The sequence below is a fragment of the Ramlibacter alkalitolerans genome (genome assembly GCF_016722765.1).
In the GTDB taxonomy this organism is placed as follows: Bacteria; Pseudomonadota; Gammaproteobacteria; order Burkholderiales; family Burkholderiaceae_C; genus Ramlibacter; species Ramlibacter alkalitolerans.
Genome location: NZ_JAEQND010000004.1, coordinates 140,427 through 157,533, shown reverse-complemented (window position 1 = coordinate 157,533; position 17,107 = coordinate 140,427). Strand labels below are relative to the sequence as shown.

17 protein-coding genes are annotated in these 17,107 nt (G+C 70.5%); 10 read left to right on the top strand and 7 right to left on the bottom strand.

Features of this window, described 5'->3' with window-relative positions:
* The 6 genes from JI746_RS08200 (at window position 1) to JI746_RS08175 (ending at window position 5,214) form a co-directional block, all read left to right on the top strand.
* The gene (locus JI746_RS08200) at window positions 1-834 is read left to right on the top strand and encodes a TauD/TfdA dioxygenase family protein (protein ID WP_201688333.1); all 834 of its coding nucleotides are present in this window, start codon (window positions 1-3) and stop codon (window positions 832-834) included.
* Between the two features lie 22 nt (window positions 835-856).
* Window positions 857-1,825, top strand: a complete 969-nt coding sequence (locus JI746_RS08195) for a Bug family tripartite tricarboxylate transporter substrate binding protein (RefSeq protein WP_201688332.1) — start codon at window positions 857-859, stop codon at window positions 1,823-1,825.
* Between the two features lie 44 nt (window positions 1,826-1,869).
* The gene (rlmB, locus tag JI746_RS08190; RefSeq protein ID WP_201688331.1) at window positions 1,870-2,613 is read left to right on the top strand and encodes a 23S rRNA (guanosine(2251)-2'-O)-methyltransferase RlmB; all 744 of its coding nucleotides are present in this window, start codon (window positions 1,870-1,872) and stop codon (window positions 2,611-2,613) included.
* Complete coding sequence (locus JI746_RS08185) at window positions 2,610-3,734, top strand: NAD(P)/FAD-dependent oxidoreductase (RefSeq protein ID WP_330892966.1); 1,125 nt, start codon at window positions 2,610-2,612, stop codon at window positions 3,732-3,734. Before rlmB ends, JI746_RS08185 begins: the two co-directional genes overlap by 4 nt.
* Window positions 3,731-4,450, top strand: coding sequence for an SIR2 family NAD-dependent protein deacylase (locus tag JI746_RS08180; protein WP_201688330.1), 720 nt, complete (start codon window positions 3,731-3,733; stop codon window positions 4,448-4,450). The genes JI746_RS08185 and JI746_RS08180 overlap by 4 nt, the downstream gene beginning before the upstream one ends.
* A gap of 149 nt (window positions 4,451-4,599) precedes the next feature.
* Window positions 4,600-5,214 (top strand): 3-keto-disaccharide hydrolase, encoded by a 615-nt coding sequence (locus JI746_RS08175; protein ID WP_201688329.1) that lies wholly within the window; start codon window positions 4,600-4,602, stop codon window positions 5,212-5,214.
* Window positions 5,215-5,292: 78 nt separating this feature from the next.
* Here JI746_RS08175 and JI746_RS08170 read toward each other — a convergent pair whose 3' ends face one another.
* The 6 genes from JI746_RS08170 to JI746_RS08145 all read right to left on the bottom strand — a co-directional run bounded on the left by JI746_RS08170 (window position 5,293) and on the right by JI746_RS08145 (window position 11,751).
* Window positions 5,293-5,868 carry a chromate transporter gene (locus tag JI746_RS08170; protein WP_201688328.1) on the bottom strand — a complete coding sequence of 192 codons (576 nt, stop codon included), beginning with the start codon at window positions 5,866-5,868 and terminating at the stop codon, window positions 5,293-5,295.
* Window positions 5,865-6,452 carry a chromate transporter gene (locus JI746_RS08165; RefSeq protein WP_201688327.1) on the bottom strand — a complete coding sequence of 196 codons (588 nt, stop codon included), beginning with the start codon at window positions 6,450-6,452 and terminating at the stop codon, window positions 5,865-5,867. The genes JI746_RS08170 and JI746_RS08165 overlap by 4 nt, the downstream gene beginning before the upstream one ends.
* Before the next feature lie 8 nt (window positions 6,453-6,460).
* Complete coding sequence (locus JI746_RS08160; RefSeq protein WP_269129429.1) at window positions 6,461-7,345, bottom strand: DMT family transporter; 885 nt, start codon at window positions 7,343-7,345, stop codon at window positions 6,461-6,463.
* An 8-nt stretch (window positions 7,346-7,353) separates the two neighbouring features.
* Window positions 7,354-8,289 (bottom strand): bifunctional helix-turn-helix transcriptional regulator/GNAT family N-acetyltransferase, encoded by a 936-nt coding sequence (locus JI746_RS08155; protein ID WP_201688325.1) that lies wholly within the window; start codon window positions 8,287-8,289, stop codon window positions 7,354-7,356.
* A gap of 109 nt (window positions 8,290-8,398) precedes the next feature.
* On the bottom strand, window positions 8,399-10,546 hold the full coding sequence (locus tag JI746_RS08150; protein WP_201688324.1) for a 3-hydroxyacyl-CoA dehydrogenase NAD-binding domain-containing protein: 2,148 nt from the start codon (window positions 10,544-10,546) through the stop codon (window positions 8,399-8,401).
* Complete coding sequence (locus JI746_RS08145; protein WP_201688323.1) at window positions 10,546-11,751, bottom strand: acetyl-CoA C-acetyltransferase; 1,206 nt, start codon at window positions 11,749-11,751, stop codon at window positions 10,546-10,548. The genes JI746_RS08150 and JI746_RS08145 overlap by 1 nt, the downstream gene beginning before the upstream one ends.
* Window positions 11,752-11,932: 181 nt before the next feature.
* Here JI746_RS08145 and JI746_RS08140 point away from each other — a divergent pair, with 181 nt between their 5' ends.
* A complete protein-coding gene (locus JI746_RS08140; RefSeq protein WP_201688322.1) occupies window positions 11,933-14,431 on the top strand; it encodes a DUF6351 family protein in 2,499 nt (832 codons plus the stop codon).
* Window positions 14,432-14,495: 64 nt separating this feature from the next.
* Window positions 14,496-15,662: an acyl-CoA dehydrogenase family protein gene (locus JI746_RS08135; protein WP_201688321.1), complete on the top strand. Its 1,167-nt coding sequence runs from the start codon at window positions 14,496-14,498 to the stop codon at window positions 15,660-15,662.
* Between the two features lie 22 nt (window positions 15,663-15,684).
* On the opposite strand, the gene JI746_RS08130 is transcribed toward JI746_RS08135, so the two are convergent.
* Window positions 15,685-16,206, bottom strand: a complete 522-nt coding sequence (locus tag JI746_RS08130; RefSeq protein WP_201688320.1) for a GlcG/HbpS family heme-binding protein — start codon at window positions 16,204-16,206, stop codon at window positions 15,685-15,687.
* 136 nt (window positions 16,207-16,342) lie between these two features.
* Between JI746_RS08130 and JI746_RS08125 the strand changes: the two genes are divergently transcribed.
* Both JI746_RS08125 and JI746_RS08120 read left to right on the top strand, forming a co-directional pair.
* Entirely contained in the window at window positions 16,343-16,690 is a 348-nt protein-coding gene (locus tag JI746_RS08125) for a GFA family protein (protein ID WP_201688319.1), read from the top strand.
* Between the two features lie 17 nt (window positions 16,691-16,707).
* Entirely contained in the window at window positions 16,708-17,103 is a 396-nt protein-coding gene (locus tag JI746_RS08120; RefSeq protein WP_201688318.1) for a VOC family protein, read from the top strand.
* Window positions 17,104-17,107: the final 4 nt, after the last annotated feature.

Here is a 17,107-nt window from a genome sequence, read left to right as displayed (position 1 = left end):
ATGTCCGAGTTCGCAGTCAAGCGCGTGGCCGGCGCCCTCGGGGCCGAGATCCAGGGGGTCGACCTGGCCCGTGATCTCTCCGGGAGCCTCGCCCAGCGGATCCGCCAGGTCTTCCTGGAGCATCAGGTCATCTTCCTGCACGGGCAGGAGCTCACGCCCGAGCAGTTCCTGCGCTTCGCCCAGGCGATGGGGGAGCCCGTCGAGTACCCCTTCGTCAAGGGACTCGAAGGCTACCCGGTGATCATCGAAGTCAAGAAGCTCGAACACGAGCGCACCAACTTCGGCGGCATCTGGCATTCCGACACCACCTACCTCGCGCAGCCGCCCATGGGCTCGATGCTGCTCGCGCGCGAACTGCCGCCTTTCGGCGGCGACACGCTGTTCGCCAGCCAGTACGCCGCCTACGAGGCGCTGTCCGAAGGCATGCGCCAGCTGCTGGCTCCGCTGCGGGCGATCAGCAGCTCGGCCAAGGCCGATGTCTCGAAGACGCGCGAGGACCGCATCGCCTCGGACGGCCGCGCCGACGCGAGGAAGGACTACGTCGCTTCGCATCCGGTCGTGCGCACGCATCCGGAGACGGGCCGCAAGGCGCTGTACGTCAACGTGGCGCACACGCTGCGCTTCGACGGCATGACCGAGGAAGAAAGCGCGCCGCTGCTGCAGTTCCTGTTCCAGCACCAGGTGCGGCCCGAGTTCACCTGCCGCTTCGCGTGGCAGCCCGGCTCGCTGGCGTTCTGGGACAACCGCTGCGTGCAGCACAACCCGGTCAACGACTACCACGGCTACCGCCGCCTGATGCACCGCATCACCCTCGCCGGCGATACGCCGCGCTGAACCCGCCTCCAGGAGATCGCGCATGTTCCTGCAAAGATTCGCCGCCGTGCTGCTGCTGGCTGCCTGCACCGCCGGCCCCGCCGCCGCCCAGTCCTTTCCGGCCAGGCCGGTGAAGCTGGTGGTGCCGCAGACGCCCGGCGGCGCTTCCGACGCGCTCGCCCGCATCGTGGGCCAGAAGCTGTCCGAGCGCTGGGGCCAGCCGGTGGTGGTGGAGAACAAGCCCGGCGCGGGCGGGAACGTGGGCACGGATTTCGTCGCCAAGTCGCCGGCCGACGGCTACACGCTCCTCATGAGCTACGTGGGCACGCAGGCCATCAACGGCAGCCTCTACAAGTCGCTGCCGTACGATCCCTACAAGGATTTCGTGACCGTCGCGACGGTGGCCACGGTGCCCTTCGCCATGGTCGTCCACCAGAACTTCCCGCCCAAGACGGTGGCCGAACTGGTCGCCTACGCCAGGGCGCACCCGGGCCAGGTGAACTTCGGTTCGGCCGGCAACGGCTCCCTCAATCAGCTGCTGGGCGAGATGGTCAACATGAGCCAGGGGACCAAGCTGGTCCACGTGCCCTACAAGGGCGCGGCCGGGGCCTTGACGGACACCATCGCCGGCCAGATCCAGATGACCTTCGCCAGCCTGCCGTCCGTGGCCGGCCACATCCGGGGCGAGAAGGTGCGGGCCTTGGCGGTGACGGGCGCGCATCGCTCGGCGGCCTTCCCCAACGTGCCCACGCTGGGCGAGGCGGGCCTGCAAGGCTTCGAGCTGAGCCCCTGGTTCGGCCTGCTGGCGCCGGCCGGCACGCCGGAAGCCGTGGTCCGGAAGATCAACGCCGACGTCGCCGAGGTGCTGCGCGACCGCGACCTGCTGGACAAGTTCGCCGCCAACGGCGCGGATCCCTTTGCCACCTCGCCGGAGCAGTTCGGCATGATGCTGGCGGCCGACATCCAGCGCTGGTCGCAGGTGGTGCGGACCTCCGGCGCGCGCATCGACTGAGGAGGCGGTGGCGCAGGGATGGCAAGGCGGGATAATCCCGCCCAATGTCGTCTCCCCCGAAAGTCCTGTTCGGCTTCCATGCCGTGGGCGTGCGGCTGCGCACCGCCCCGAAATCCATCCTCGAACTCTATATCGACGCGTCGCGCAAGGACGCGCGGATGCGCCAGTTCCTGCAGAAGGCGCAGGAGGCCGGCCTACGTCCGATCGAGGCGGACGGCCTGCGCCTGTCGCGGCTGGCGGGCAGTGCCGGCCACCAGGGCGTGGTCGCCCGCGTCGAGGCGCTGCAGCTCACCCATTCGCTCGACGACCTGCTCGACGCGCTGCAGGAGCCGCCGCTGCTGCTGGTGCTCGATGGCGTGACCGACCCGCACAACCTGGGCGCCTGCCTGCGCGTGGCCGACGGTGCCGGCGCGCACGCGGTGATCGCGCCCAAGGACCACGCGGTCGGCATCAACGCCACCGTGGCCAAGGTCGCCAGCGGCGCGGCCGAGACGGTGCCGTACTTCATGGTCACCAATCTCGCGCGCACGCTCGGTGAACTCAAGGAGCGCAACATCTGGTGCCTGGGCCTGAGCGACGAAGCCACGCAGTCGCTCTACGAGGCCGACGTGAAGGCGCCGACCGCGCTCGTTCTCGGCGCGGAAGGCACCGGGCTGCGCCAGCTCACGCGCAAGACCTGCGATGCCCTGGTCTCCATCCCCATGCTGGGTGCGGTGGAGAGCCTCAACGTGTCGGTCGCCAGCGGTATCTGCCTGTACGAGGCGGTGCGCCAGCGGGGCAGCCGGTGATCTACGACCTGGTCGTCGTCGGCGCGAGTTTCGCCGGGCTGGCCTGTGCCCGCGCAGCGGCGCTGGGCGGCTCGCGGGTGCTGGTGATCGACAAGAAGCCGGGGGCCGGCGCACGCCTGCACACCACCGGGATGATCGTCAAGGACGCGGTCGACACGATCCCGTGGCTGCGCGACGTCCCCTCCGAACTGGTGCGCCGCATCGAAGGGGTGCGCCTGTATGCGCCCAACCTGCGGCACGTGGACCTGCATGCGCCCGGCTACTACTTCTGGGCCACCGACGTTCCGCGGCTGATGCAGTGGATGGTGGGCATCGTGCAGGCCGCGGGCGCCGAGGTGCGCTACGGCGCGCTGTTCACCTCGGTGCGGCGCGAGCGCGAGCACGACCCCTGGTCGGTGGTGCTGGGCACCGGCGAGACCGTGCTGTGCCACTACATCGTGGGCGCCGACGGGCCGCATTCGCGCGTCGCCAAGGCGCTGGGCCTGTCACAGAACCGGCAGTTCCTGTTCGGCGTGGAGCACGAGTACGCGCAGGCCGACCTCGAGCCGAACTACCTGCATTGCTTCCTCGATTCGCAGCTCGCGCCCGGCTACATCGGCTGGGGCTTCGCCGGCGTGGGCGTGACGCAGATCGGCCTCGCGCGGCGCGTGAACCCCGGATCGCGGCAGGGCCGCGTGGACTTGGCCGCCTTCCTGCGCAAGACGGAAGGGCGCGTGACACCTCGCGGCGCTCCCACTTCGATCCGGGCCGGCATGATCCCCTGCGGCGGCCGCCTGCCCGTGGTCGCTCGCGCCCGCGCGCTGCTGGTGGGCGACGCAGCAGGGCTGGTCTCGCCCGCCACCGCCGGCGGCATCCATGCGGCGCTGCGCTACGGCGAGGAGGCCGGCGAGGCCGTGGCACGCTTCATTGCCGGCAAGGTGGCGGACCCGGCCGGCTGGCTGCCGCGGCAGTACCCGCGCTTTCGCATCAAGCGGGTCGTTCGCGCCGTCTTCGAATGGACGCAGGGCGACTGGACGTACAACCTGCTGCTGCGCACGCGCGCCATGCGCAGGATCGGCGAGCGGGTCTATTTCCATTCCAAGGGCACGCCGGCGCTGCGCAGCGGGGCCGGGCAGGGATGAAGCCGGAACAGGTGCGCGACTGGGTGCGTGCGGCGCGCCGGATCGTCGTGCTGAGCGGCGCCGGCATGAGCGCCGAATCGGGCGTCCCGACCTTCCGCGACGCGCAGACCGGCCTGTGGGCGAAGTTCCGGCCGGAGGAACTGGCGACGGAGGAGGCCTTCCGCGCCCGGCCGGAGATGGTGTGGGACTGGTATGCGGAACGCCGCGCCGCCGTGGCGAAGGTGGAACCGAACGCGGGGCACCGCGCGATCGCCGCCTTCCAGCAGCGGCATCCGGGGCGGCTCACCGTGGTGACGCAGAACGTCGACGGGCTGCACCAGCGGGCCGGCTCACCCGGCGTGCTGGCCCTGCACGGCAGCATCACGCAGGACCAGTGGCTGGACGCACCTCGGACCTGCTGCAACTCGGCCGACCCGCAGGCGGGCCGACCGCCACGCTGTGCCGCCTGCGGCAACCTGCGGCGGCCGGCCGTGGTCTGGTTCGGCGAGATGCTGCCGGCGCACGAACTGGCGGCCGCGCAAGCGGCCGCGGCCGGGTGCGACCTGATGCTGGTGGTGGGGACCTCGGGCGCGGTCTATCCGGCGGCCGGACTGGCGCGCGCCACCCAGGGCCGCGTCGTCGTGCTCAATCCGCGGGCGAGCGACCTCGACGACGCTGCCGATGCGGTGCTGCGCGGCACCGCCGCCGTGCTGCTGCCGCTGCTGCTGCAGGACTGAGGAGCGGCAGGCGCGTCGACCTCCGGAGCCACGGCAACGACGCGTCGTCGCAGCCTGCGCTAGTTGTTCCTCTCTTGCGCCGCGCGGAGGAACGCCTCCAAGATTCGCCGCACGCGCGATCCGCGCGGGTAGAACAAGGAGACCCCCCGATGAACACTCGCACGGTTGCGGCCCTCGCCGCGGCGGCCCTCGCCGCCACCCTGGGCGGTTGCGCCCAGATGCAATCGATGATGCCCGGCAGCGGCTGGACCACGCTGATCGACGGGACGCGCGGCATGGAGAACTTCCGCCGCGTGGGCGAGGCGAACTGGACGGCCACCGACGGTGCGATCCAGGCCACGGCCGGCGGCAAGGACCCGGCCTACCTCCTCACCAACAACAGCTACCGCGACTTCATGCTGCGCGCGGAGTTCTGGGCCAGCGACGACGCCAACAGCGGGATCTACTTCCGCTGCCAGAACCCGCAGGTGGTGAACGACGAGAACTGCTACGAGGCCAACATCTTCGACCAGCGGCCCGACCCGAGCTACGCCACCGGATCGATCGTGAAGGTGGCCAAGGTGCCGGCGAACTTCCAGCGCGCCGGTGGCAAGTGGAACACGTACGAGATCACCGCCCGGGGCGATCACCTCGTCGTGGTGCTCAATGGCCAGAAGACGATCGACATCCGCGAGGACGCGCGCCGCTTCGCCAGCGGCCCGATCGGACTGCAGTGGGGCCGCGGCACGATCAAGTGGCGCAAGGTGGAGGTCAAGCCGCTGTAGCGCGCGTCGGCGGAGCGTCATCCCCGCGCAGGCGGGGACCCAGGGAGGGCGCACCAGCGCCCCATCTTCATGCTCCCCTCACAACCACCCCATCCACCCCAGGATCGCCCCCGCGCCCAGCAGCCACAGCAGGTGCACGCGCGTCTTCCACACCACCAGCGTCGTCACGAAGGTCACCGCCCACGTCGGCCAGTTCCGCAGCGCATAGCCGTTGGCCGTGGTGAGGATCCAGCCCGTCGCCACCAGCAGGGCGATGATCAGGGGCGCCATGCCCTGCTTGAAGGCGCGCACCGCACGCAGGTCGCGGTTGCGGTGGCTCCACTGCGAGCTGAAATACACCACCAGCGAACTGGGCAGCATGATCCCGCCCAGGCACAGGACCATCCCCAGCAGCGCCGTCCACAGGCTGCCGGCGTTGAGTCCGACGTTCCAGCCCATGAGCGCGGTGAACAGCACGTTGGGCCCCGGCGCCGCCTGGGCGATCGAGATGGAGGCGCTGAATTGCGGGTCGGTCAGCCAGCCCTTTTCCTGCACCAGGAAGCGGTGCATGTCGGGCGCGGTGGTGATCGCCCCGCCCACGCACAGCATCGACAGGGACAGGTAGTGCACCAGCAGCGACAGCCAGTCGCCCGCATGCATGGCGATGGGGTTCATGCCAGCTTCCGGAACGCGAGCACGCACGAGACGCCGCCCAGCGCGAGCAGCACCCACAACAGCGGCAGCTTGAGCCACGCAATCGCCACGAAGGCGAGCACGCCCAGGGCGGCGGACAGCGGCACGCCCAGCACGTTGCGCTTCAACGCCGGCATCAGCTTGAGCCCCGTGGCCGTGATGAGGCCGGCCGCCACCGCGCCCATGCCGCGCACGGCGCCGACCATGTGCGCGTCGCCCGAGTACTGCGCATAGAACAGCGCCAGCGCGAGCAGCACCCCGAGCGGAAAGGTGATCAGGCCGGCCACGGCCGCCAGCGCGCCGGTGAAGCCGAAGTAGCGCGAGCCCAGCGAGATCGAGAGGTTGATCACGTTCGGGCCGGGCATGATCTGCGCCACCGCCCATTCTTCGATGAATTCCTCGCGCGTCATCCAGCGCTTGTTCTCGACGAGCTCGCGCTGCACGACGGCCAGCACGCCCCCGAAGCCTTGCAGGGCCAGCAGCGTGAACGAGATGAAGAGGTCGGTGCGGGAGCGGGGGCGGGCCAGCGGCGGGGCGTCCGCGGCGCCATCGAAGGTGGACGACATTTCCGCGATTATCGCGGGGACGCCAGTCCTCCTGGCTTCGCGGGTCTTGTGGCGAGCCACAGGCCGGCGGCGATCAGCGCCAGGGCCCCGAGCAGCTGCGGCGCCAGCGGCTCGCCCAGCAGCGCCCACCCGAGCACCGCGGCCGTCACCGGGTTGAGCGCCAGGAACACGGTGACGCGGGTGGCCGGCTCGTGCTTGAGCGCATGCAGCCACCAGAAATAGCCCACGCCGCTCGCCAGCCCGATGAAAGCCACCACGCCCCACGCCGCGCCGCTCAGGGCCAGCACGCGCCACGGCCACGCTTCGGACAGCGCCGCCGCGGCCAGCGACAGCACCGAGACGAGCATCGCGAAGGCCGACACCGGCACCGTCGGATAGCGTTGCAGGTAAGGCCGGTACAGCACGCTGCACAGGGCGCCGACGCAGGCCGATGCGAACACGGCCAGCTCGCCCCCCCAGCTGCCGCGACCCGCGCCCTGCAGCTTGGGCGCCAGTGCCAGCGCCACGCCGGCGATGGAAAGCAGCACGCCAGCCAGCAGCCGCGCCGTGATCCGCTCGCTGCGCAGCGCGGCACCGAGCAGCAGCGTGACCAGCGGAAACAGGCTGAAGATCAGCGCCGCCGGCGCGGCGGCCACGGACTGCAGGCCCCAGTTCAGGAGCGCGATCAGGATGGCGAACTGGCCCGTCCCGAGGGCGGCCATCGCCCACAGGTCGCGCGGCGGGGGCAGGGTGCGCGTGCCGCGCAGCGCCGCCAGCGCGAACGGCAGCAGGCACAGGAAACCCACCGCATACCGAAGGAGCGCGAGGGTGAGCGGCGGCACTTCCGCCACCACCGAGCGCGAGGCGACGATCGCCGCGCCCACCAGCACGCTGGACCCTGCCGCGGCGAACAGGGCCCGGTTCAGAGCTTCAGCTCCCAGGTTTCGGCGACCAGCGCGTGGCCGAAGGCCGTGTAGGGCTGGCTTTCCTTGAGCACGAAGCCGCGGCTCGCGTAGATGTGGCGGGCCGCGGTGAGGATGCTCTGCGTCCACAGCACCACCTTGCGGTAGCCCCTGGCGCGGGCGAAGGCGATGCATTCGTCGGTCAGCCGCCCGCCGAGGCCGAGGCCCCGCGCCTGCGGAAGCAGCACGAGCAGGCGCAGCTTCGCCACCGTCGCCGACTTGCGCACCAGGAACACGCTGCCGGCGCGCTCGCCGTCGACCTCGGCGATCCAGCCCTTTTCCCATGCGGGGTCGAAGTCGCGCAGGTACTTCGCCGCGACGTCGGCCACCAGCGCCTCGAACTGCGCGTCGAAGCCGTACTCGCGCGCATAGAGCTCGCCATGCAGCTGCACCACCCAGCCCAGGTCGCCGGGCCGCGGATCGCGCAGCACGATGCGGCGTCCGGCGGCAGCAGGAGCCTCGAGCAGCCGGTGCACCGTCTGCATGGCCTCGATCAGGCGCGGGCGCGCCGCCGGCGGCACCGCGGCCAGCAGCGCCGCGGCCTCGTCGCGCGACTTCTGCTGCAGCGGCGCGAAGGTGGCGTAGCCGGCCTCGGTGAGCCGCAGCAGGTTCTGCCGGGCGTCGTGCGCGGCCGTCTCGCGGGCCAGCCAGCCGGCATGCTCGAAGCGGCGCAGGATCCGGCTCAGGTAGCCGGGATCGAGCTCGAGGTCGCGCACCAGCTCGCGCGCCGTGAGCGGCGGCCGGTGCGCGAGTTCGTACAGCACGCGCACCTCGGTGAGCGTGAAGTCGGAGTCGAGGTAGCGCCTGAGGATGCCGATGCGCTGGGTGTAGAAGCGGTTGAACGCGCGCACGGCTTTCACGTGCGACCTGGCGACGCGGCCGGGGGAGCTGGGCATGGGCAAGAGTCTCCGGCAAATGATTGCCGGAGTCAACGATCGCCGGCCGAACCCCAGCGATCAGCGCGCAAGTGCCGGGGTTCGCGTGCTGGCGCGGCTCACCGCCAGCCTACCCATGCGGCTCGAAGCGGCGCAGGGCGTCCGCGACTTCCGGTCCCACCACGAACCCGGGCCCATGTTTCGCGGCGAGCTCGCCTGCCCGCGCCAGGAACGCGTTCAATCCCATCCCGTAGATGAACTGCAGCGCGCCGCCGGTCCAGCCCGGAAAGCCGATGCCGAAGATCGACCCGACGTTGGCGTCGTGCACGCTGGTCAGCACGCCTTCGGCCAGGCAGCGCGCCGTCTCGACCGACTGGCGATAGAGCAGCCGGTCCTTCAGGTCCTGCAGGTCCCAGGCGGTGCCGGGCTGCTCGAACAGGTTCTTCAGCTCCGGCCACAGGAACTTGCGCACGCCGGGCTCCTGCGGGTACTCGTAGAAGCCGCCGCCGGCCGCGCGCCCGTTGCGGTCGAACTCCTTGACCATGCGCTCCACCAGCAGCTCGCCAGCGCTCGCGATGTAGGTCTTGCCGTCCGCGCGATAGTCGGCGCGGGTCTGGTCCAGCACGTGCACGGACAGCGAGAGCGCCGTCTCGTCCAGCACCGCCAGCGGACCGACCGGCATGCCGGCCTGGATCCCGGCCTGCTCCACCACCGGCGCCGGGATGCCTTCGCCGACCATCGCCGCGCCTTCCATGACGAAGGTGCCGAACACGCGGCTGGTGAAGAAGCCGCGGGCATCGTTCACCACGATGGGGATCTTGCCCAGCGCCTGCACGTAGTCGTAGGCGCGCGCCACCGTCTCGTCGTCGGTGGCCTGGCCGCGGATGATCTCCACCAGCTTCATCCTGTCGACGGGGCTGAAGAAATGGATGCCGACGAACTTCTGCGGCCGCGCGCTGGCGCGGGCCAGCCCGGTGATCGGCAGCGTCGAGGTGTTGCTGGCGAAGAAGCCGTCGGGCGCGAGCAGGGGCTCGGCTTCCTTCGTCACGCGCGCCTTCAGCTCGCGGTTCTCGTACACGGCCTCGATGACCAGGTCGCAGTCCTGCAGGTCCTTCAGCGATTCCGTCGGCGTGATGCGCGCCAGCAGCGCCTGCTGTTCTTCGGCGCCCATGCGGCCCTTGGCCACGCGCGGCTGCGTGATCTTCAGGCTGTAGGCCTTGCCCGCTTCCGCCTTGACCAGCGACACGTCGCGCAGCACGGTGGCGATGCCGCGGCTGGCCTGGGCGTAGGCGATGCCGCCGCCCATCATGCCGGCGCCGAGGATGCCCACCTTGCGCGGCACGAAGCGGCCCTCCCAGCGCGGGCGCGACTGGCCGGCCTTGATCGCGTTGAGGTTGAAGAAGAAGGTGTTGATCATGTTCTTCGCCACCGGCGACACGATCAGCTTCGCGAGGTAGCGCGACTCGATGCGCAGCGCGGTGTCGAAATCGACCTGCGCGCCTTCCACCATGGCGGCCAGCGCGTATTCGGGCGCCGGATAGAGCCCGCGCGTCTTCTGCTTCAGCGCCGCGGGTGCAACCGCGAGCATGCCGGCGATCTTCGGGTTGGACGGTGTGCCGCCCGGCATGCGGTAGTCCTTCGCATCCCAGGGCTGCTGCGCCTGCGGATGCTGTTCGATCCAGGCCAGTGCCGCCGGGCGCAGGGCCGCGGCGTCGGGGACGAGTTCGTGCACGAGGCCCAGCTCCAGCGCCTCACGCGGCGAGAACAGCCTGCTTTCCAGGATGGAGGGCTGCGCGCCCATGAGGCCCAGCAGCCGCGTCATCTTGGTGATGCCCGAGGCGCCGGGGATCAGCCCCAGCGTGATCTCCGGCAGGCCGAACTGGATCTTCGGCGAGTCCACCGCGACGCGATGGTGGGCCACCAGCGCCACTTCCCAGCCGCCGCCCAGGGCGGAGCCGTTCAGGCAGGCAACCACCGGCACGCCGAGCGTCTCCAGCGTGCGGAAGTTCTTCTTCACCTGCTCGATCTCGCGGAACACGCGCTGCCCGTCCTGCGGCTGCAGGCGCATCGTGGCCTTGAGGTCGGCGCCGGCAAAGAAGGTGCTCTTGGCGGAGGCCAGCACGATGCCGCGGATCGCGCCGCGGTCGGCCAGCACCTGCTGCACCGCGGCACCCAGGTCCTGCTGCCACTGCTCGCACATGGTGTTGACCGGCGAGCCGGGCTCGTCGAGCGTGAGGGTGGCGATGCCCCCGGCCAGTTCGTAGCGGATGGTCTGCATCACACGCGCTCCACGATGGTGGCGATGCCCATGCCGCCCCCCACGCACAGCGTGGCCAGGCCGAAGCGCAGCTGGCGCCGGTGCAGTTCGTCGATCAGCGTGTTGAGGATCATCGCGCCCGTGGCGCCCAGCGGATGGCCCATGGCGATGGCGCCGCCGTTGACGTTGACCTTGTCGGATGGCACGCCCATTTCCTTCATGAAGCGCATCGGCACGGCGGCGAAGGCCTCGTTCACCTCGAACAGGTCGATCTGGTCGATGCTCATGCCCGCCTTGGCGAGCGCCTTGCGTGCGGCCGGCATCGGCCCCGTCAGCATGATGGTGGGGTCGGCGCCCGAGAGCGCGGCGGCCACGATGCGCGCCCGTGGCTTGAAGCCATGCGCGCGCCCGGCCTGCTCGCTGCCGACCAGCACCGCTGCGGCGCCGTCGACGATGCCGGAGGAGTTGCCCGCGTGGTGCACGTGCTGGATGCGCTCCACCCAGGGGTAGCGGCCGAGCGCGACCTGGTCGAAGCCCAGTGCGCCGAGCTGCTCGAAGGCGGGCTTCAGCGACGCCAGCCCTTCCATCGTGGTGTGCGGCTTGATGAACTCGTCCTGCGCCAGGATCGTCTGGTCCAGCCCGTCCTTCACCGGCACCACCGAGCCGGAGAAGAAACCGCCCTCGCGAGCGCGCGCGGCCCGGCGCTGCGATTCCAGCGCGTAGGCGTCGACGTCCTCGCGCGTGAAGCCTTCCAGCGTGGCGATCAGGTCGGCGCCTATGCCCTGCGGCACGAAGGCCGTCGCCGAATTCGTTTCCGGGTCCTGCGCCCAGGCGCCACCGTCGGAGCCGATGGGCACCCGGCTCATGCTCTCGACGCCGCCGGCCACCACCAGGTCCTCCCAGCCGGAGCGCACCTTCTGCGCCGCCATGTTCACTGCCTCGAGCCCGGATGCGCAGAAGCGGTTGAGCTGCACACCGGAACAGCGCCAGTCCCAGCCGGCCTTGAGTGCGGCGACCTTCGCGATCACCGAGCCCTGTTCACCGATCGGCGAGACCACGCCCATCACGACGTCGTCGACGGCAGCGGTGTCGAAGTCGTTGCGCCGCTGCAGTTCGGCCAGCACGCCGGCCAGCAGGTTCACGGGCTTGACCTCGTGCAGGCTGCCGTCCTTCTTGCCCTTGCCGCGCGGCGTGCGGATGGCGTCGTAGACGAAGGCTTCGGTCATGCGGATCTCCGGTCGTTCGATGGCGAGGGCAGTATAGGCAGCGCCGCGGCAGGGCAGCGCGTGTCGCGCACGTGACCGAGTCGGGGAATCCCTCAAGGATGGCGGACGCGCCCGGGCCTAGATTGCACGCCGAGCCTGGCCACCAGAGACCAGGCCGCCCCAACGACACAAGGAGACAACCTTGCCATCCAGCTTGCACCGGCTGCGGCTGCCGCATGCCACCGGCCGCCTCGCGCTCATCGCGCTCGCCTGCGCCACCCTGGCTTCCTGCGGCGGCGGCGATCCCGCCACACCAGCAGGCCCCGTCGCCACCGCGCAATCCTTGCAGGGCCGCGGCGGCAACGAAGGGCCGTTCGAGATCCGCACCCTCTCCAACCGCGCCGACCTGGTCAGCGACGGCGACGCGCTGCTGGAGGTGCAGGCGCCGCCCGGCACGCTCACGTCCGGCGTGCTGAAGGTGACGGTCAACGGCCGCGACGTCACGGGAGCCTTCGGGCGCAGCAGTGACGATCGCGTGATCGGCCTGGTCACCGGCCTCGCGAACGGCGACAACGTGGTCGAAGCCACCGTCCGCGGCGGCCCCGGCGCGCGCCTGGTGGTCACCAACGCGCCCCGCAGCGGCCCCGTGCTGTCCGGTCCCCAGATCACGCCGTTCTACTGCGCCACGCCCACGCCGCGGCCGGCCAACGGCCAGGTCCCGGCCAGCAACGGCAGCGGCCTGGCGGGGCAGCCGGATGCCAACTGCACGATCCCCAGCGAATTCAAGCTGTACTACCGCACCACCGCCGCCGCCGGCAACGGTCCCGGCCAGTGCTCGCTGGGGCTGCCCGACCCGGTGTGGAACAGCAATGGCGTGACGGGCGTGATCCCCGGCGCGCCCACGCCGCCGGCCAACCCCTGCTGGAAGCCGTACGACCCCGCCAGGCCGCCGTCCGATGCCGCAATGGCGACGACGGATGCCGGCGTCACGGTGCCCTTCGTCGTGCGCCTGGAGCGCGGCACCATGAACCGCGGCATCTACGACATCGCCGTCCTGTTCGACCCGGCGAAGCCGTGGAGCGCGGTCGCGCCGCAGAAGGCCTGGAACGAGAAGGTCTACTACTCCTTCGGCGTGAGCACCGGCCAGCCGCGCCGCCAAGCCCGTTCCACCATCAACTGGACGGGGCTGGAGGAGCAGCTGCGCCGCGGCTACCTGGTCGTGCAGAACAGCATGACCGACTCCTCGCGCAACTCCAACCGCGTCATGATGAGCGAGACGGTGATGATGATGAAGGAGCACATCATCGACACCTACGGGCGCGTGAAGTACACGCTGGGCACCGGCTGCTCGGGCGGCTCGATCAACTCGAACATGAACGCGTCCATCGCGCCCGGCCTGCTCGATGGCGTGATCACCACCTGCACCTACCCCGACTCGGAGACCACCTCGATGGAGGTCGGCGACTGCACGCTGCTGGTGGAGGCCTACCAGAAGCTGCGCGCCACGCCGCTGTGGGCCGGCCTGCCGCAGTCGGTGGTCGACGCCAAGAAGGCGGCCATCAACGGCCACCCCGATCCCTCCGGCTGCCATGCCTGGTTCAATGCCTTCGGCAGCAACGGCAAGGCGGGGGTGTACGTGCAGCGCGTCGTCGCCAACGCGGCCGGCCTGGTGATCCCGCTGGGCGCGCCGACCAACAACTGCGAGTTGCCGAACAGCGCGGTGTACGACCCCGCACGCCCGTTGGAAACCGCCGGCCTGCCGCGCTGCAACGCGTGGTCGTGGGCCGAGTCGATCTGGGGCAAGGCGCCGGGCGGCGTGGCGGCGAACGACACGCGCGACAACGAGGGCGTGCAGTACGGCCTGAAGGCGCTGCTCTCCGGTGCGATCACGCCCGAGGAGTTCGTCGCGGTGAACGAGGCGGTGGGCGGCAGCGACCGCGACTCGACGCCGCGGGCTGCGCGCAGCGTCGCCGACGGCGCGGCCCTGCAGACCGCGTACCGCGCCGGCATCGTGGCCTCGGGCCGCCAGCTGGCGAAGACTCCCATCATCGACATGCGCGGCTGGGACGACTCCAACATCAACGTGCCGCCCGGGCAGGTTGCCGGTGTGAATCCGATCCCGATCCACCACCAGTGGTACAGCTTCGCCGTGCGCGAGCGCATCACGCGCGAGGCGGGAGACGCCGGCAACCAGGCGCTGTGGCGCTTCGCCAGCACCGGCCTCACGCCGCCCGGCACCATGTTCCTCGACGGCCTGGACGCCATGGACCAGTGGCTCACCACGCTGGTCGCGGACCGGCGCGGCAAGCCGATCGAAGGCAAGGTGCGCGACGCGCGGCCGGCGAACACGCGCGACTTCTGCCTGATCCCCGGCGACGCCACCCAGACCAAGGTGTTCGACTTCGCCGTGTGCGACGCCGATCCTTTCCTGCGGCCGGCGGCCTCGCCGCGCCAGGTGGCGGGCGGCCCGCGCGCCGAGGACGTGCTGAAGTGCCGCCTCAAGCCGCTGGACCGCGACGACCACGGCGGCATCGCCTTCACCGAAGGCCAGTGGACGCGGCTGCAGGACGTGTTCTCGACCGGCGTGTGCGACTGGAGCAAGCGGGGCATCGGCCAGCAGTTCGCCGAGAGTCCGCTGACCTTCAGCGCCGGGCCCGGCGGGCGCGCGCTGCCGGAAGCGCCGGCCTCGCGCCGCAAGTAAAGTAGGGTTCCAACCCAAGGCACCCGCCCCGGCGCCGGCCGCGGCGGGTGCCGCCACTTTCGCCATGATCGAACGCACCCTTTTTTCCAGCGAGCACGAGGCCTTTCGCGACGCCTTCCGCCGCTTCGTCGACAGGCAGGTCGCGCCTTTCCATGCCCAATGGGAGGAGCAGGGCTACGTGGACCGCGCGCTGTGGCAGCAGGCCGGCGCCAACGGCTATCTGTGTCCGACCATGCCGGAGGCCTACGGCGGTGCCGGCGCCGACAAGCTGTATTCCGTGGTGCAGATGGAGGAGCTGGCCCGCGGCGGCTTCACCGGCGTGGGCTTCGGGCTGCACAACGAGATCGTGGCGCCGTACGTGCTGCACTACGGCAGCGAGGAGCAGAAGCAGCGCTGGCTGCCGCGGCTGGCCAGCGGCGACATGGTCGGCGCCATCGCGATGAGCGAGCCCGCCGCCGGCAGCGACCTCCAGGGCATCCAGAGCACTGCGATCCGGCAGGGCGACGGCAGCTACCTGCTCAATGGAAGCAAGACCTTCATCACCAACGGCTGGCACGCGGACCTGGTGATCGTCGTCGCGAAGACCGATCCCGCCGCCGGCGCCAAGGGCACGAGCCTGCTCGTGGTGGAGCGCGGCATGCAGGGTTTCGAGAAGGGCCAGCGCCTGAAGAAGCTGGGCCTGAAGGCGCAGGATACGTCGGAGCTGTTCTTCGACAACGTGCGCGTGCCGGCGGAGAACCTGCTGGGCGGCCCTGCGCTGGAGAACCGCGGCTTCGTCTGCCTGATGGAGCAGCTGCCGTGGGAGCGCATGCAGATCGCGGTGACCGCCGTCGCTGCGTCGGAAGCGGCCATCGCCTGGACGCTGCAGTACGTGAAGGACAGGCGCGTGTTCGGCCAGTCGCTCGCCGGTTTCCAGAACACCCGCTACAAGCTCGCGGAGCTGCAGACGGAGGTGCAGGTGGCGCGCGTGTTCGTCGACCGCTGCCTCGAGCTGGTATTGCACGACAAGCTGGACACCGCGACCGCGAGCATGGCCAAGTACTGGACCACCGACCTGCAATGCAAGGTGATGGACGAGTGCGTGCAACTGCACGGCGGCTACGGCTTCATGTGGGAAGTGGCCATCACCCGCGCGTATGCGGACGCCCGCGTGCAGCGCATCTACGGCGGCACCAACGAGATCATGAAGGAAGTGATCTCGCGCTCCATGGGGCTGGGCGGCGGACGCTGAGTGCGCGGCCGCCCAGGGGTGATCAGCGCGTCAGGCCCGCGACGCCGCCGGCCGCGACCACGCCGTCCTGCTCCGCCGAGCCGCCGGAGACGCCGATCGCGCCGATGATGCGGCCGCCCTCCATCAGCGGGATGCCGCCTTCGACGGCGCTCGCGTGGCGCAGCGTCAGGATGCGCAGGCCGGCGCCGCCGGCGGCCAGGCCGTCCTGGAAGGCCTTGGTCGGCCGCCGGTACATGGCGGCGGAAACCGCCTTGTCCTGCGCCACGTCGATGCTGGCCGTCTGCGTGTTGTCCATCTTCTCGAAGGCGACCAGCTTACCCGCCGTGTCGACCACGGCGATGGCCATCGGCACGTTGATGCGGCGTGCTTCGGCCAGCGCGCCGGCAATCGCCCGGCGCGCCTGGTCGTGGTTGACGTTGTTGCCGTACTGGGGCACCGAGGGCGCTGCGGCGGGGGCCGCTGCCGGCTGCGCCGTGGCGAGACCGGCAGTGCCAGCCAGCATCAGGCCGGCGATCAGGGATGCAATGGAAGGGGTGGTGCGCATGGGGGATCCTCGTTGTGGTTGGGGGAAAAGCGCCGCGGGAGGCTAGCACCGCTGCGCAAGCGCGGCAATGGTGCTTCCTTGACATGCCGCCCGGCGCGCTCTACAAAGTTCGCCCGGCCAACCTGCGGAGATCCCGATGATTCACCATGGCAGCTGCCACTGCGGCCGCATCCGCTACGAAGTGGAGGGAGAGGTCGACAGCGCGCTGGCCTGCAACTGCTCGATCTGCTCGCGCAAGGGCTCGCTGCTGTGGTTCGTGCCGCGCGACAAGCTGCGCCTGCTCACGCCCGAGGACGCGGCTTCCACCTATGTGTTCAACAAGCACGTGATCAACCACCGCTTCTGCCCCACCTGCGGCATCCATCCGTATGCGGAAGGCGTGGCGCCGGGCGGGGCGAAGATGGCCGCGATCAACCTGCGCACGCTGGAGGACTTCGACCTCGAGAGCGTGCCCGTGAAGCACTACGACGGTCGCGCGGCCTGAGACGCAAGGAGTGAACGATGGACCCGGTAGTGCACTTCGAAATGCCGTACGACGACCGCGAGCGCATCGCCCGCTTCTACCAGGAGGCCTTCGGCTGGCAGCTGCAGATGATGGGCGCCGAGATGGGCAACTACGTGCTGGCGACCACGGCCGACCAGGACGGCCCGCCGCAAGGCAAGCGCGGCGCCATCAACGGGGGCTTCTTCCCGCGCCAGGCGGACATGCCGGGGCAGCACCCTTCGGTGGTGGTGGCGGTGCAGGACATCGCGGCCTCCTCGCGCAAGGTGAAGGAGGCCGGCGGTGAAGTGCTGGGCGAGCCGATGGAGATCCCCGGCGTCGGCCTCTACGTCGCGTTCTACGACACCGAACGCAACCGGCTCAGCATGCTGCAGCCGAAGATGGCAGGCGCCTGAAGCG